Source organism: Clostridiales bacterium, from assembly GCA_015243575.1.
In the GTDB taxonomy this organism is placed as follows: Bacteria; Bacillota; Clostridia; order Peptostreptococcales; family Anaerovoracaceae; genus Anoxybacterium; species Anoxybacterium hadale.
This window is the reverse complement of the sequence record CP042469.1, coordinates 1986447-2000720: the sequence shown is the minus strand read 5'-3', so window position 1 is coordinate 2000720 and position 14274 is coordinate 1986447. Positions and strand designations below refer to the sequence as shown.

13 protein-coding genes are annotated in these 14274 nt (G+C 45.2%); 10 read left to right on the top strand and 3 right to left on the bottom strand.

Annotated features, from left to right (window positions below; translation table 11 throughout):
• Positions 1-18 precede the first annotated feature (18 nt).
• The 7 genes from larC to larE are packed head-to-tail and all read left to right on the top strand — an operon-like array spanning position 19 to position 8492.
• Positions 19-1368, top strand: coding sequence for a nickel pincer cofactor biosynthesis protein LarC (gene larC, locus FRZ06_08715; GenBank protein QOX63429.1), 1350 nt, complete (start codon positions 19-21; stop codon positions 1366-1368).
• A 14-nt stretch (positions 1369-1382) separates the two neighbouring features.
• Positions 1383-4082: a valine--tRNA ligase gene (locus FRZ06_08710; GenBank protein QOX63428.1), complete on the top strand. Its 2700-nt coding sequence runs from the start codon at positions 1383-1385 to the stop codon at positions 4080-4082.
• A gap of 39 nt (positions 4083-4121) precedes the next feature.
• Positions 4122-5516: a bifunctional folylpolyglutamate synthase/dihydrofolate synthase gene (locus FRZ06_08705; GenBank protein QOX63427.1), complete on the top strand. Its 1395-nt coding sequence runs from the start codon at positions 4122-4124 to the stop codon at positions 5514-5516.
• Positions 5485-6399, top strand: coding sequence for a YegS/Rv2252/BmrU family lipid kinase (locus tag FRZ06_08700; GenBank protein QOX63426.1), 915 nt, complete (start codon positions 5485-5487; stop codon positions 6397-6399). The genes FRZ06_08705 and FRZ06_08700 overlap by 32 nt, the downstream gene beginning before the upstream one ends.
• Positions 6393-7118: a phosphopantothenate--cysteine ligase gene (locus FRZ06_08695; protein ID QOX63425.1), complete on the top strand. Its 726-nt coding sequence runs from the start codon at positions 6393-6395 to the stop codon at positions 7116-7118. Before FRZ06_08700 ends, FRZ06_08695 begins: the two co-directional genes overlap by 7 nt.
• On the top strand, positions 7115-7666 hold the full coding sequence (gene coaBC / locus FRZ06_08690) for a bifunctional phosphopantothenoylcysteine decarboxylase/phosphopantothenate--cysteine ligase CoaBC (protein ID QOX63424.1): 552 nt from the start codon (positions 7115-7117) through the stop codon (positions 7664-7666). Before FRZ06_08695 ends, coaBC begins: the two co-directional genes overlap by 4 nt.
• A 19-nt stretch (positions 7667-7685) precedes the next feature.
• The gene (larE, locus tag FRZ06_08685; GenBank protein ID QOX63423.1) at positions 7686-8492 is read left to right on the top strand and encodes an ATP-dependent sacrificial sulfur transferase LarE; all 807 of its coding nucleotides are present in this window, start codon (positions 7686-7688) and stop codon (positions 8490-8492) included.
• A gap of 163 nt (positions 8493-8655) precedes the next feature.
• Here larE and FRZ06_08680 read toward each other — a convergent pair whose 3' ends face one another.
• Both FRZ06_08680 and FRZ06_08675 read right to left on the bottom strand, forming a co-directional pair.
• Complete coding sequence (locus tag FRZ06_08680; protein QOX63422.1) at positions 8656-9216, bottom strand: hydrolase; 561 nt, start codon at positions 9214-9216, stop codon at positions 8656-8658.
• Between the two features lie 89 nt (positions 9217-9305).
• Positions 9306-10382 (bottom strand): xanthine dehydrogenase, encoded by a 1077-nt coding sequence (locus tag FRZ06_08675; protein ID QOX63421.1) that lies wholly within the window; start codon positions 10380-10382, stop codon positions 9306-9308.
• A gap of 190 nt (positions 10383-10572) precedes the next feature.
• Between FRZ06_08675 and FRZ06_08670 the strand changes: the two genes are divergently transcribed.
• Positions 10573-11328 carry a polysaccharide deacetylase family protein gene (locus FRZ06_08670; GenBank protein ID QOX63420.1) on the top strand — a complete coding sequence of 252 codons (756 nt, stop codon included), beginning with the start codon at positions 10573-10575 and terminating at the stop codon, positions 11326-11328.
• Between the two features lie 214 nt (positions 11329-11542).
• On the top strand, positions 11543-11830 hold the full coding sequence (locus tag FRZ06_08665) for an antibiotic biosynthesis monooxygenase (protein ID QOX63419.1): 288 nt from the start codon (positions 11543-11545) through the stop codon (positions 11828-11830).
• A gap of 102 nt (positions 11831-11932) precedes the next feature.
• Here FRZ06_08665 and FRZ06_08660 read toward each other — a convergent pair whose 3' ends face one another.
• Complete coding sequence (locus FRZ06_08660; GenBank protein QOX63418.1) at positions 11933-13108, bottom strand: pyridoxal phosphate-dependent aminotransferase; 1176 nt, start codon at positions 13106-13108, stop codon at positions 11933-11935.
• Between the two features lie 217 nt (positions 13109-13325).
• On the opposite strand from FRZ06_08660, the gene cysK reads away from it, so the two are divergent.
• Positions 13326-14258 carry a cysteine synthase A gene (gene cysK / locus FRZ06_08655; GenBank protein QOX63417.1) on the top strand — a complete coding sequence of 311 codons (933 nt, stop codon included), beginning with the start codon at positions 13326-13328 and terminating at the stop codon, positions 14256-14258.
• The last annotated feature ends 16 nt before the right edge of the window (positions 14259-14274 follow it).

Sequence of the window (14274 nt, the reverse complement as noted above, 5' to 3'; positions counted from 1 at the left end):
TGCATGTAGGAGATTGGAATGGAAAGAATCCTTTATTTTGACTGCTTTGCTGGAATTAGCGGCGACATGAGCATCGCTGCGCTGATCGATCTCGGCCTGAACCCGGAAGCCGTAATTAAGGAGATCGCAAAGCTCGGAGTCAAAGGTTATCAGATAGAGATTAAAAAAGTGAACCGCTTTTCCATAAGTGGAACCGATGTGACGGTGCGCCTCAACGGTGAAGCCGAATGTGTGCATGATCATGGAGACATTCCTTGTAATGGGCACAACCACGATCATAGCCATAATCACAGTCGTGATGAAAATGGCAAGCATCAAAACAGCCATGATCATAGCCACGGCCATGGCCACAGTGATCATGCTGATTGTGACCTTGAGCACAGTCACGGCCATGACAACAGGGAAAGAAGCTTGGGTGACATCAGCCATATCATCCAGTCCAGCGAAATCAGTCAGAGGGCTAAGGAAATAGCCATTGCAGTGTTTACGGAAATCGCCAAAGCGGAAGCTGCAGTACACGGAAAAACGGTGGAAGAGGTTCATTTTCATGAGGTAGGGGCAATCGACTCCATTGTTGACATCGTCGGGGCTGCTATCTGTATCGACATGCTTCAGGTCGATAAAATATATTGCTCACCAGTACATGAAGGTCAGGGTTTTATTCACTGCAGACACGGCAGACTTCCGGTACCGGTACCGGCGGTGATCAAAATGCTGGGCGGCAGCGGAATATCTATTGTGACGGAGGATATTCAGGCAGAACTGGTTACGCCAACTGGATTTGGAATCTTGAAGACCATAACGGAAGGCTGCGGCAAAATGCCGGAAATGCTGGTTGAATCGGTGGGCTACGGCTTTGGAAAAACAGACACCGGAAGATTGAATGCCCTTCGGGCCATTCTGGGAACAAGATCCATTGAAAAGGATGGCAAACTTCGGGATCAGGTGATCCTGATGGAGACCAATATCGATAATACCAGCGGTGAGGCTTTAGGATATACCGCAGAACGGCTCTTGAATGCAGGTGCGCTGGATGCATATTTCACACCGATTCAGATGAAAAAGAACCGGCCTGCAACGATGTTATCAGTGATTTGCAAAAAAGAGGATTCGGAGAAACTGTCCGAGCTTATCTTCAAAGAAACCGCCACCATAGGGATCCGCATTCGGGAAACAGAGCGGATTACTCTTGATCGAAAAATTAGTACCGTTCAAACGGAGCTTGGAGAGGTGCGTGTGAAATTGGTTAGCGTCTCCGGGCTGGAGCGAGTCCAGCCGGAATATGAAGATTGCGCAAAAATTGCTGCAGAGAAGAATCTTTCGTTGAATGAAGTTTATGAAATCGTAAAAATGAAGTTTATGAAATAATAAGAGGTGTCACTATGGAAAAGAATCTGGCTAAAACGTACAATCCCAAAGATTTTGAGGATAGAATCTATGAGACCTGGGAAAAAAGCGGCGCATTTAGAGCGGAAAGGGATCCTGATAAGAAGCCTTTCACCATCGTTATGCCCCCGCCGAATATTACCGGGCAGCTGCATATGGGCCATGCCCTGGATCAGACTCTGCAGGACGTCCTGACACGTTGGAAGAGAATGCAGGGCTTCAGTGCGCTTTGGCTTCCCGGAACGGATCATGCCAGTATCGCTACTGAGGTTAAGGTTGCTGACAAGATCAGAACAGAAGAGGGAATCACCAAGGAAGAGCTGGGAAGAGAAGAATTTCTGAAGAGAGCTTGGGAGTGGAAAGCGGTTTATGGAGGCAAGATTACAGAGCAGGTCAGAAAGCTTGGAAATTCCTGCGATTGGGAGCGGGAACGCTTTACCATGGATGAAGGATGTAACAAGGCGGTCATCGATACATTTATTAAGCTCTATAATAAAGGTTTGATCTATAGAGGAAACCGTCTGATCAACTGGTGCCCCAGCTGCGGAACCTCACTGTCGGATGCTGAGGTGGAGCACGAAGATAAAACCGGAAAGTACTATTATTTCAGATATCCGGGCGCAGACGGAGGCGAAGGGATCACCGTTGCCACCTCCAGACCGGAAACCATGTTCGGTGATGTTGCAATCGCTGTCCATCCCGATGACGAACGATACAAGGATCTGGTAGGAAAGAATGTCATTATTCCTTTGGTTGGAACCGAAATTCCTGTCATTGCCGACTCCTATCCTGATCCGGAAAAGGGAACCGGTGCTGTTAAAATTACGCCGGCTCATGACCCCAACGATTTTGAAGTGGGAGAACGTCACAATCTTGAAAGTCCTTCCTGTATCAATGCTGACGCGTCTATGAATAAGCTGGCAGGTAAATATGAGGGAATGAATCGCTTTGACTGCAGAAAGGCATGGGTCAAGGATCTGGAAGAGGCCGGTTATCTGGTGAAGGTCGAGGATAAGATCATCCCCATCGGCGGTTGTTATCGTTGTGATACAGTAATCGAACCGATGCTGTCAGATCAGTGGTTTGTTAAAATGCACGAATTGGCACAACCTGCAATAGAAGCGGCTAAAACAAAGGATCTGGTCCATGTACCGGAGCGTTTTGAGAAGATTTATCTTCACTGGCTTGAGAATATCAGAGACTGGTGTATTTCCAGACAGCTTTGGTGGGGACACCGAATTCCAGCCTACTATTGCCAGGATTGCGGCGAGATGATCGTTTCCGCAGAAGCACCTAAAACCTGCACCAAATGCGGGAGCACAAACCTCAAACAGGATGAGGATGTGCTGGACACTTGGTTCAGCTCTGCTTTGTGGCCTTTTTCGACTCTTGGTTGGCCTGAACAAACGGAAGATCTGAAGTATTTCTTCCCGACAGACGTACTGGTAACAGGCTACGATATCATCTTCTTCTGGGTTGTCAGAATGGTTTTCTCCAGTCTGGAACTCATGGGGGAAGTGCCTTTTAAATACGTCTATGTTCACGGCTTGGTCCGTGATGCAGAAGGCCGTAAGATGAGCAAATCTCTCGGAAACGGAGTTGATCCGCTGGAAATCATCGATCAGTTCGGAGCAGATGCGCTGCGTTTTATGCTGATGACGGGAATCACCGCAGGAAATGACATGAGATTTAAGACCGATAAGCTTGAGTCCAGCAGAAACTTTGCAAACAAACTTTGGAATGCATCGCGATTTGTGATCATGAATCTTCAAGATGAAGAAGGTAACTTCAAAGAGATTGCAAACGACGCTTCCGGCCTTGCTTTAAAGGATGAAGATAAATGGATTCTTGCCAAGGTAAACGAAGCAGTCAAAGAAGCCACTGCCAATATGGATAAGTTTGAACTCTCCCTGGCAGCCCAGAAGGCATACGAGCTGATCTGGAACGAATACTGCGACTGGTACATTGAACTGGTCAAGGGCAGACTATACGGTGATGATGAAGAGGACAAGAAGGTCGCTAGGTATGTGCTTGTGAGAGCGCTGAAAGATATGTTGAAGCTGCTGCATCCGTTCATGCCTTTTATTACAGAAGAAATTTGGAGCTTCCTGCCGAAGACAAATTCAGCTAGTGCAGATGCTGCAGGTACTGATGCAGGCTTCCTGATCAAGGAAAGCTGGCCGATTTACGACAGTGCGCTGACCTTCGACGCGGAAGTGAAGAAGCTGGAGCTTGCTATGGAAGCGATCCGCAGCATCAGAAATATTCGTGCGGAAGCGGAGGCGGCTCCTTCAAGAAAGCTGCGTGCAGTGATTCTTTCCTCAGGAAGAGAAATGGAAGATATCAAGGGCGGCGAACGTTACATCAAGAGCCTCGCTAATATTACAGAAATTCACTTCACTACTGACAAAACACAGGTGCCGGAAGAGGTGATGTCTGCGGTGATCGGTAATGTGGAAATATATATTCCACTGGATGATTTGTTGGATTATAAAGCAGAATACGAGCGTCTTCAAAAGGAAACGACAAGGCTTACCGGAGAAGTCGCCAGAATCAGCGGAAAACTTGCCAACGAAGGCTTTGTCAGCAAAGCGCCTGCAAAGGTGATTGAAGACGAGAGGGAGAAGCTTCAGAAATATGAAGATATGCTCGTTAAGGTAACGGAACGCCTGCAGTTGGTGGAAAAAAAGCTGTAGCCTAAAGAAGTATTTTAAGAAAAGAACAGGGAAACACCGATGATTTTAATCTTTATGAATCATAGGATTGATTTGATCGGAGTTTCGCTGAATCATACGTTCAAAAAGGATAGAAGAATGACCTATCAAGAAACGCTGGATAAGATTCACAGTTTCCAGAAATTCGGAAGCCGGCTCGGCTTGGAACGAATGAGGAGACTGATGGAGCTGCTCGGCAATCCGCAAGAGCACATGAATGTTATTCATGTAGCAGGAACAAACGGAAAAGGATCTGTTTGCAGATACCTTTATTCTGTGCTTCGGGAAAACGGCTATAGGACAGGTCTTTACACCTCTCCGTTTTTGGAGCGCTTTACGGAAAGAATTGAATTTGACGGCGCTGAAATCTCGGAGGAAGATTTAACCCGCTATACGAAGATGACGCTGGAAAAGGTTGATCAAATGCTACAGGAGGGGATGGAATCCCCTACGGAATTCGAACTGATTACTGCAATCGCCTTCCTCTATTTCTCTGAACAAGAGATGGACTTTCTAGTTCTAGAGGTCGGCCTTGGAGGCATTGGAGATTCCACAAATATGATGAGCAGACCTGCTGCATCAGTGATTACCTCCATCTCCTTTGATCACACAGAATATCTGGGGGATACACTGGAGAAGATTGCAATCCAAAAAGCAGGTATTATCAAACCTGGCGTTCCAGTGATTCTTCTCGTAGATGATGAAGCTGCAAGAGGCGCAATCCTGGAAATCGCTGCGGGCAAGGGAGCACCGGTATACAATGCAGCGGATGCGGTGTATCAGATCAGAGAGAAAAAAAGCTCTGGTTATACGTTTGATGCCATAGTCCATGGCACTTCCTACGAAGGGCTGACCATCTCCATGCTGGGCATGCATCAGATTGGGAATGCGATCTGTGCACTTACCGTTCTTGAAGTATTAAAAAAAGAAAAACGAATTCATCTGGATAAAGAGAAAACCTATCTGGGTTTTCTGAGGGCAAAACAGGCCGGTCGCTTTGAGATCATGAGCACCAATCCCTATATCATTATTGATGGAGCTCATAATGAAGCAGGAGCCGCAGCTTTAGCGATGGCAGTAAAGGAGCATTTCCCAAAAGAGAAAATTCTCATGGTTGCGGGAATGCTGGCTGACAAAAAAATTGACAAGCTGGTTGAGCTCTTTGGATTAATAACGGATGAGTTTATTGCAACAGAACCGGACAGCCCACGGAAGCTGGCTGCCTCGGTATTGTGTGAAGCGCTTCGGAAAGCAGGAAAACAGTGTACTGCTGTATCTGATCCGGAGGAGGCTTGCAGATACGCCGCCGGTTTGGATCAATATGATGTTATTCTGTTTGCCGGCTCTCTTTATTTAATTGGGAAGGTTAGGGGGATATTAAGCCGTGAAAAAGAACAAAGTTCTTCTGTTTTATAATCCGCATGCGGGAAACGGTTTATTTAAAAACAATCTGGATCTGATCATTGAAAAGTTTCAAAAGCGAAAGCTTTATGTTGTGCCGGTCAGAGCCGATCGTAAAGGGATCCTCAATGAAGTTATGAGAGATCTCAATCCGAAGGAATATCGGAAGGTTATCGCTGCCGGTGGAGACGGAACGATCAATGTATTGATCAATACCATGCTGGAACACAAGATTGATCTGCCTATCGCAATTTTTCCATCGGGGACCGCCAATGATTTTGCATATTATTTCGACTTGCCTCATGATATCGACAGCATGGTTAAAATCGCGCTTGAAGAACGATATACCTGCACCGATATCGGTAAAGTCAACGATCGGTACTTTGTCAATGTTGCGGCTATGGGTTTTCTGGTGGATGTGAGTCAGAAGACTGATCCCAACATTAAAAATACTCTGGGTGTCATTTCCTATTACTTAAAGGGTGTAAGTGAAATCCCCAATCTAAAGCCGATTCATGTTAAAATTACCAGTGATGCTTATACTGCGGAAGACAAAATTTACTTTATGCTGGTAATGAACGGAAGGTCTGCAGGAGGATTCAAAAGAATTGCACCCATGGCCGAAGTCAACGATGGTTTGCTTGACGTTATGCTGTTCAAGGAAATGCCGATTCGTGACTTGGCTCCACTACTCATCAATGTTATGACAGGCCAGCATACTGAAAATAAAAACGTTGTATTTTTTCAAACGAAGAAATTGTACGTAGAATCGGATCAAAATGTTGGAACCGATGTTGATGGGGAAAAGGGAGCAGATTTCCCCCTTGAAATTGAGGTGATTCCCAAAAAGTTTCGAATCAACACACTGTTTAGCAACATGGAAGGTGCAAAATGGTAAGGAATATACTGATTACAGCAGGAGGCACTTCTGAGAAGATCGACGAGGTCAGAGTTATCTCAAACTTTTCTTCCGGAAGATTGGGTCTTACTGTTGCAAATTCGTTTCTAGAGTCTAATAAGATACAGATCGGCAAAATCTATTACCTCTGCGATAGAAATACAATAGTTCCAGAGGACAGCCGTGTGGAAGTTGTCAGAGTGGCGGGTGTTTCAGGCTTACTGGATGAGCTGACAAGACTGCTCACCACTGAAAAGATTGACGCTGTGATCCATGCCATGGCTGTCAGTGACTATATGGTCAAGCAGGTTACGACGGTAGGAGCCATTCGCTCAGGACAGGAAGCTGCTCCTCTTTTCTCTGGAGGAGAAGGAAAGATTAGCTCTCAAATTGAGGATCTGGCCATTTTGCTCACGAGAACACCCAAGGTCATTGGCGAAATTAAGAAGCTTGACAGAAATACGATTCTGGTCGGTTTTAAACTTTTGAGTAACGTCGAAAAACCGGTTCTTATCGACACTGCTCTAAAGCTTTTACATCAAAATCAATGTGATATGGTGCTGGCGAATGATCTGTCAGATATTACGGAGGATCAGCATGTTGGTTACCTGCTCAAGCCTGATGGAAATTACGATTGCTACTCTACTAAGAAGCAGATTGCGCAGGCCATCGTAGAAGAGGTGGGAACACTACTTGCTGAAAAGGAGGCGGAACAATGAAAAATGTACTATTGTGCGTGACCGGAAGTATCGCGGTCTATAAGGCTGCAGAGATTGCCAACCGGCTGACAAAGGACGGATACAACGTTGAAGTAATTATGACCGACAGTGCATTGCGGTTTGTTACACCCCTTACCTTTCAGACGTTAACAAAAAACAAAGTTCACACTGATATGTTTGCTGACTATGAACCCAGCCGGGTGGAGCATATCTCGCTGGCAAAGAAGGCAGATCTCTGCCTTGTGGCACCTGCTACAGCCAATGTCATCGGAAAAATAGCAGGCGGAATTGCAGATGACATGGTGACAACTGTCATCATGGCCCTTGAACATGCTCCGGTTTTCGTCTGCCCTGCAATGAACACGAATATGTACGAGAACCCAACCGTCCAGAAGAATATCAAATATCTGGCGGAGTTGGGATATCGTTTTGTGGAACCCAAGAACAGTCATCTGGCCTGCGGAGATACAGGAAAAGGGGCTTTGGCAGATGTGGACTTGATTGTAAGCACCGCTGAGGCTTATCTGGAGGGTCTTGGGGAAAAATAACGGAAACAAGAGGGATACAATGAAAAATTTACAAGAGAAATACAATCTATTACAGGATTATCTTAAAAGCCTTGGAAGTGTAGCAGTTGCTTTTTCCAGCGGGGTGGATTCTACCTTTCTACTGAAGGTTGCCCATGATGTGCTGGGAGATAACGCCGTTGCGGTCACAGCAAGATCTTGCAGCTTTCCGGAGAGGGAGCTGAAGGAAGCGGAAGCCTTTACTGCTGCAAATGGAATCAAACATTTGATTGTGGATTCTGAGGAACTTGATATTGATGGGTTCTCACAGAATCCGGTCAATCGCTGCTATCTTTGCAAGCACGAGCTCTTTTCCAAGATGCAGGGTATTGCAGAAGAGAACGGGATAAAAGAAGTAGTAGAAGGCTCCAACATGGACGACAATGGGGATTACAGACCGGGGTTGACAGCCGTTCAGGAACTTGGTGTCAAGAGTCCGCTGCGGTATGCAGAGCTTTCCAAGGACGAAATCCGGCAGCTGTCGAAGGAGCTGGATCTTCCCACATGGGAAAAACAGTCTTTTGCCTGTTTGTCGTCACGGTTTCCTTATGGAGAGACTATTTCTCCTGAAAAGCTGAAAATGGTGGACGAGGCGGAACAACTGCTGCTTGATCTCGGTTTTCGTCAAGTGAGAGTCCGTCATCACGGTACCCTTGCCAGAATTGAGATCACGGAAGATCAGTTTGGCAAGATTCTGGATGGTGAGATCAGAAATCAGATCAATCAACGCTTCAAGGAGATCGGATTTACCTATATCTCTTTGGATCTGGGAGGATATCGTACCGGAAGTATGAACGAAACCCTGTAATGCGTGATGAAAATATAAGGGCATGTACGTTTGACGAATTGCAACTCGTCAAGCGTACATGCCCTTTCAAACTTTTATTTTGCTTTTTTATCGATTCCTTTGGTATCCTGTTTCAACTTGCACAATAGAACTAAGTGATTTTAATTTGAGCGATGCGAGTCTGCTATAGATCTGCCGAATCTTCACAGGTTCGCATCGCTAAAATCGTCTCTTGGATCAGATGGTCAAGCTCCCAGCCCAGCATGGCAGCGCCATTTTCGATGACTTCTCTTGAGCAGCCTGCAGCAAAATTTAAAGTCTTATATTTCTTCTTTACCGATTTCAGTTCAAGATCAGACACGCTTTTGGAAGGGCGCATCAGAGCCACGGCACCGATGAGTCCGGTGAGTTCATCCGTTGCATAGAGTACTTTTTCCATCTCGTGTTCCGGTTTCACGTCTACGGTAAGTCCATATCCATGACTCACAGTGGCATGAATGATTCGTTCATCAATACCTCGTTCCCGCATGATCTCTTCCTGCTTGATGCAGTGCTGATCTGGATACATCCCGAAATCAAGATCATGGAGAAGGCCGACAATCCCCCAAAATTCTGCTTCTTCTTCATAGCCCAGGTGTTTTGCGAAGTACTTCATAGTGCCTTCAACAATCAGGGCATGTTTTAAATGGAATGGGTCTTTATTATATTCGTTCAAAAGAGCCCATGCTTCTTCTCTTGTTATCATTTTCTTCCTTCCTTTCTGATCGTATGCTGACCTGTTGAAAGTTTGGGTAATGACTGGCCCAAACTATTTCATCTATGATACCTGCTTTGTCAAAGTTGGGTATAGTCTTCTACCAAAACTTCCATGATGCCGCCGCAGACCATTCCTTCACTTTCGGCTACATCTCCAGTCAGATCGATATTCTTGATCAAATGCCGACCTGTCCCGATGATATTCATTGCGTCCCAAATCACGTCTGATTCGCTGCATCCGCCGCCGATGCTTCCGATGATGGTTCTGTCAGGAAATACAATCATCTTTGCGCCCGGTCCACGGGGAACCGAGCCTTTGGAAGACATAACCGTTACCACGGAACAAGATGCGGATGTTTGACCCGCAAGAGCCTTGATGACCTCAGGATCGAGGTCTGAGCACTGAACAGGGCGGTGATCCGGCCTGCCTAGGCGTTTTTCTTTTATAATTTGAGCAAGGATTGATATGGAAATCTCTTCGGGTGTGACAGCACCAATGCTGAGACCTATGGGTGTGAAAATACGCTGTATGCGATCCTGATCAAACCCTTCCTCGATGAGCATTTCCTTTACTCCCTCCACACGGCGTTTGGAACCGATCATTCCCAGATAGAACGTCTCAGGAAGGCTCAGGAGCTTTCGCAGACATAAGGTGTCGTGACGATGACCTCTGGTGATGATTACCACATAATCGAACTCTGATACCTCCAGCTTATCAAAACAGTCATCAAAGGTTTCGCAGATGACTCGTTCTGCCTGAGGAAAACGCCCTTCATTTGCAAAAGCAGGCCGGTCGTCGCAAATCGTTACGGAAAAGCCGATCTCTGAAGCAAATTTTACAAGCGGCATTGCGATGTGACCACCGCCCAAAATGATTAATCGATCCTTCGGTTGGACTGGCTCAATAAAAATATCACTGCCTGCTTCACGGATAACTGTCGGTTTTCCTGATGCAAGAATATCTTTATAGGAAGCAGGGACATCTTCTTGATTGGTGAATATTTTTTTCTCTGCCTTGCCTCCATCCTTTGGCAAGGTGGTCATTATAGCGGCAGGCTGTCCCTGTTTGATCTTTGTAAGAATATCGGAATAAACTTTCCTCATGGGGTGCACCGTTCTATCCTTTCTTATGCTGAAACTATGAAAATGGAACATGTGTCGTCGATTACATATAATTTGATTATAGTTTGGATGAAAAACACTGTCAAGAGAGATGGGCTAAAACATGCATGGCAGGCCGGTAGGCGGAATAAACTGTAGCAAAAGAAAAAGGAATTGCTTATACTGTTTTCAAATTATGAGATCGATATATTTGAAAAAGGTATTTGCTGCATGGAGGTATAAGATGAAAAAGAAATGGAGCCGGCTCCTATTTCAGGTAACGGCTGTTTTGGCTGTCGCGGCCATTGTCGTAACGGCCGGACTCTATGGCTTCGGATTAAAGGCCGCATTCGGAGAGGAACGGCAGCTTCCGATCTATTCAGTTGATACCCAGGAGAAAAAAATTGCTATTAGTTTTGATTGTGCCTGGGGTAATGAGCATACCAAGCCAATCCTAGATATTTTGGATCAGTATGATGTGAAAACAACATTCTTCATGGTTGAATTCTGGGCAACAAAATTTCCTGATGATGTTAAGGAAATTTACAGTAGAGGTCATGAGATTGGGAATCACTCTTCCACCCACCCCAACATGTCAAAGCTCTCAGAGGAGGATATTACCAGAGAACTAAAGGGTGCGGAGGATGCCATTGTGCAGATCACCGGAGTGAAGCCCACGGTATTTCGTCCGCCCTTTGGAGCATACAGCAACAGCTTGGTGGAAACCTGTGAAGCCAACGGCTATCAGGTGATTCAGTGGGATGTTGATAGCTTAGACTGGAAGGACATCACAGCGGATCAGATCGTAGAGAGAGTAACGAGAAATGTAAAGCCGGGGTCTATTGTGTTGTTTCACAACAATGCCCAATATGTGGAGAACTACCTCCCTGCAATTCTTTCTAAACTTAAGGAGGATGGATATACCATCGTACCCATCAGCCAGTTGATCATGAAAGAGAATTATCATATCGACCATGCGGGAAAACAGGTAGCCAATTGATAATCGTGCCGATTTGTGCTATGGTATAATAATCGCAGAAACCTTGTGGCTGACGATTATTATGCGGATTCAGTGCCCAGTGAGAAATTTGGTTTTACAAGCAAGCAGGACCGAAAACTCCAGATGGCCGATACCATCAAAAATTATAATTTTTGATGGTATCAAAAACACAAAAATCTGACTATGTAAAATAAAGGAAAGGTGTGATCAACAAATGATTAAGGTAGTAGCGGAAAATAAGATCAAGCAGGATAAAATCGAAGAATTTCTTGCTCTTGCAGCAAAACTGAGAGAGGCAACCAATACAAAAGATGAGGGGTGCATTCATTATGATCTGTATCAGGATTTTGAAGACCCTTCCGTTTTGACCTTCCTTGAAGAATGGGAGAGCATGGAGGCTCTGGAAAAGCACATTGCTGCAGATCATTTCAAGGAAATTGTTCCTCAGTTTGAATCACTGGTGGAGAGCAAGGCAATGAGGCTTTACAAACAGGCTTTTTAAGGCGGAGCCAAAATGATATATCCAAATATGAAAAGGCAGGCATTTTATTGAAATGCCTGCCTCGATTTTATCTTAAAGCTGTCAGTGACGCGTCCTTCGCGTTCATTCATTGCGAATCGCATTCTTGAGCTGATGGAAAGCTGCCTCAAGTGTTGCCCTTGGACATGCGATGTTAAAACGCTGAAAACCATCCCCTTCCGGTCCGAACATAGTACCTTCATCCAGCCATAGTTTGGCCTTGTCCACAATCAGATGTTCAAGTTCTTTTTCGGTTAAACCAAGCTTTTGAAAATCAAGCCATACAAGATAAGTTCCTTCCGGTTCCACCAAAACGACTTCCGGCAATTCTCTGTTCAGAAATTCCCGGATAAAAGAGAGGTTGCCGATCAAATATTCTTTTAGCTCCTGAAGCCACAGAGCTCCCTTCTCATATGCAGCCTGACAGGCAATAAGGCCCATGGTGTTCAACTGACCGTAACCAGTTCGACCAATTTCTTTGCGGAACTCACGTCTGAGTCCTTTGTTGGAAATAAAGATGTTGGAGACTTGCAGTCCTGCCAAATTAAAGGTTTTACTTGGAGCGGTGCAGGTGATGGTAAGGTCGGCAAATTCCGGTTTTAAAGAAGAGAACACAAGGTGCTGATGGCCCGGATAAATGAAATCGGCATGGATTTCATCGGAAACAACCGTTACCTGATGGCGGACACAGATTTCTCCCATGCGGATCAACTCTTCCTTTGTCCATACTCTTCCTACAGGATTATGAGGATTACAGAGGACGAAAAGCTTTACATCATTCTCTTTGATCTTTGATTCAAAATCCTCGAAGTCAATTTCGTACCGTCCATTTTCATATACAAGGGGATTGTTCACTAGCTTTCTGTCATTATCTAAAATTACATGGGTAAAGGGGTAGTATACCGGCCGTTGGATTAAGATACTGTCGCCGGTTTCTGTAAGCGCTCGAATTGCTGTGCTGATTGCAAAGACCACCCCCGGGGTTTTCACCAGCCAGCCCTCTTCTGTTTCCCAGCCAATATGCTCGGTCAGCCAGTTATGAACAGCTTCAAAGTACGGGAGTTTTACTTCAGAATAACCGAATATTCCGTGCTGACTTGCTTTTGCCAGCGCTTCTACCACTTCTGGAGGAGTGCGAAAATCCATATCGGCCACCCACAAGGGAAGGAGCCCTTCCGGCTTTCCTCGTTCGCAGGCGAAGTCATATTTAATACAGTTCGTTCCTTTTCTTTCTATTATCTCATCAAAATCGTATGTCATTGTCGTAACTCCATTTCTAACGGTTTCATTTCTTCTTATAATACTTATTTTTTTCGGAAAAGTCAATATATTACCATAATCATATAGAAAAAGTATGAAATAATTTCAAATAACTTATTGACAAAGGAAAAAAATGCAGCTATAATGAAACTACAAGATAATCATATAGAAACGGTATGAATAGTATGAAATATTAAATAAGAAAAGGAGTTTGGATATGGCAAAGATTTATAAGAGTTTAACCGATTTGATTGGAAGAACACCGTTATTGGAGCTTACCAACTACGAACAGAAAGTCGGATTAGGCGCGAAAGTAGTCGCGAAGCTAGAATATTTTAATCCTGCAGGCAGTGTGAAAGATAGAATCGCGAAAGCGATGATTGATGACGCCGAAGCAAATGGGCTGATCAAAGAGGGGGCTACTATTATAGAGCCCACCAGTGGAAACACAGGAATCGGTCTGGCATCAGTGGCTGCTGCCAGAGGATATAAAACCATATTAACCATGCCTGAAACGATGAGCATTGAACGAAGAAACCTTTTGAAAGCGTATGGCGCAGAATTGGTTCTTACCGAAGGTGCTAAGGGCATGAAGGGCGCCATTGAGAAGGCGAAAGAATTAGCGGAAGTAACACCGAATTCCGTTATTCCCGGACAATTTGTCAATCCTGCGAACCCAGCGGTTCATAAGGCAACCACGGGCCCTGAAATCTGGGAGGACACTGATGGTCAGGTAGATATCTTTGTTGCTGGAATCGGTACCGGTGGTACGATTACTGGTGCTGGGGAATATTTGAAATCAAAGAATCCCAATGTCAAGATCATCGCTGTTGAGCCTGCTGCGTCACCGGTCCTTTCAAAAGGAACACCGGGACCCCACAAGATTCAAGGGATCGGCGCTGGCTTTGTACCTGATGTGCTGAATACGTCTATATATGATGAAATCATCACTGTGGAAAATGAAGCCGCTTTCGAAACCGGAAGAATTCTGTCTAAGACAGAAGGGCTGCTTGTAGGTATCTCCTCTGGCGCAGCAGTTTATGCAGCGACAGAGGTTGCAAAGAGACCGGAGAATGCTGGAAAAACTATTGTAGTTATTCTGCCTGACACAGGAGAGCGATATCTCTCAACTCCATTGTTTAGCGAGTAAAGCCTGATACATGTGT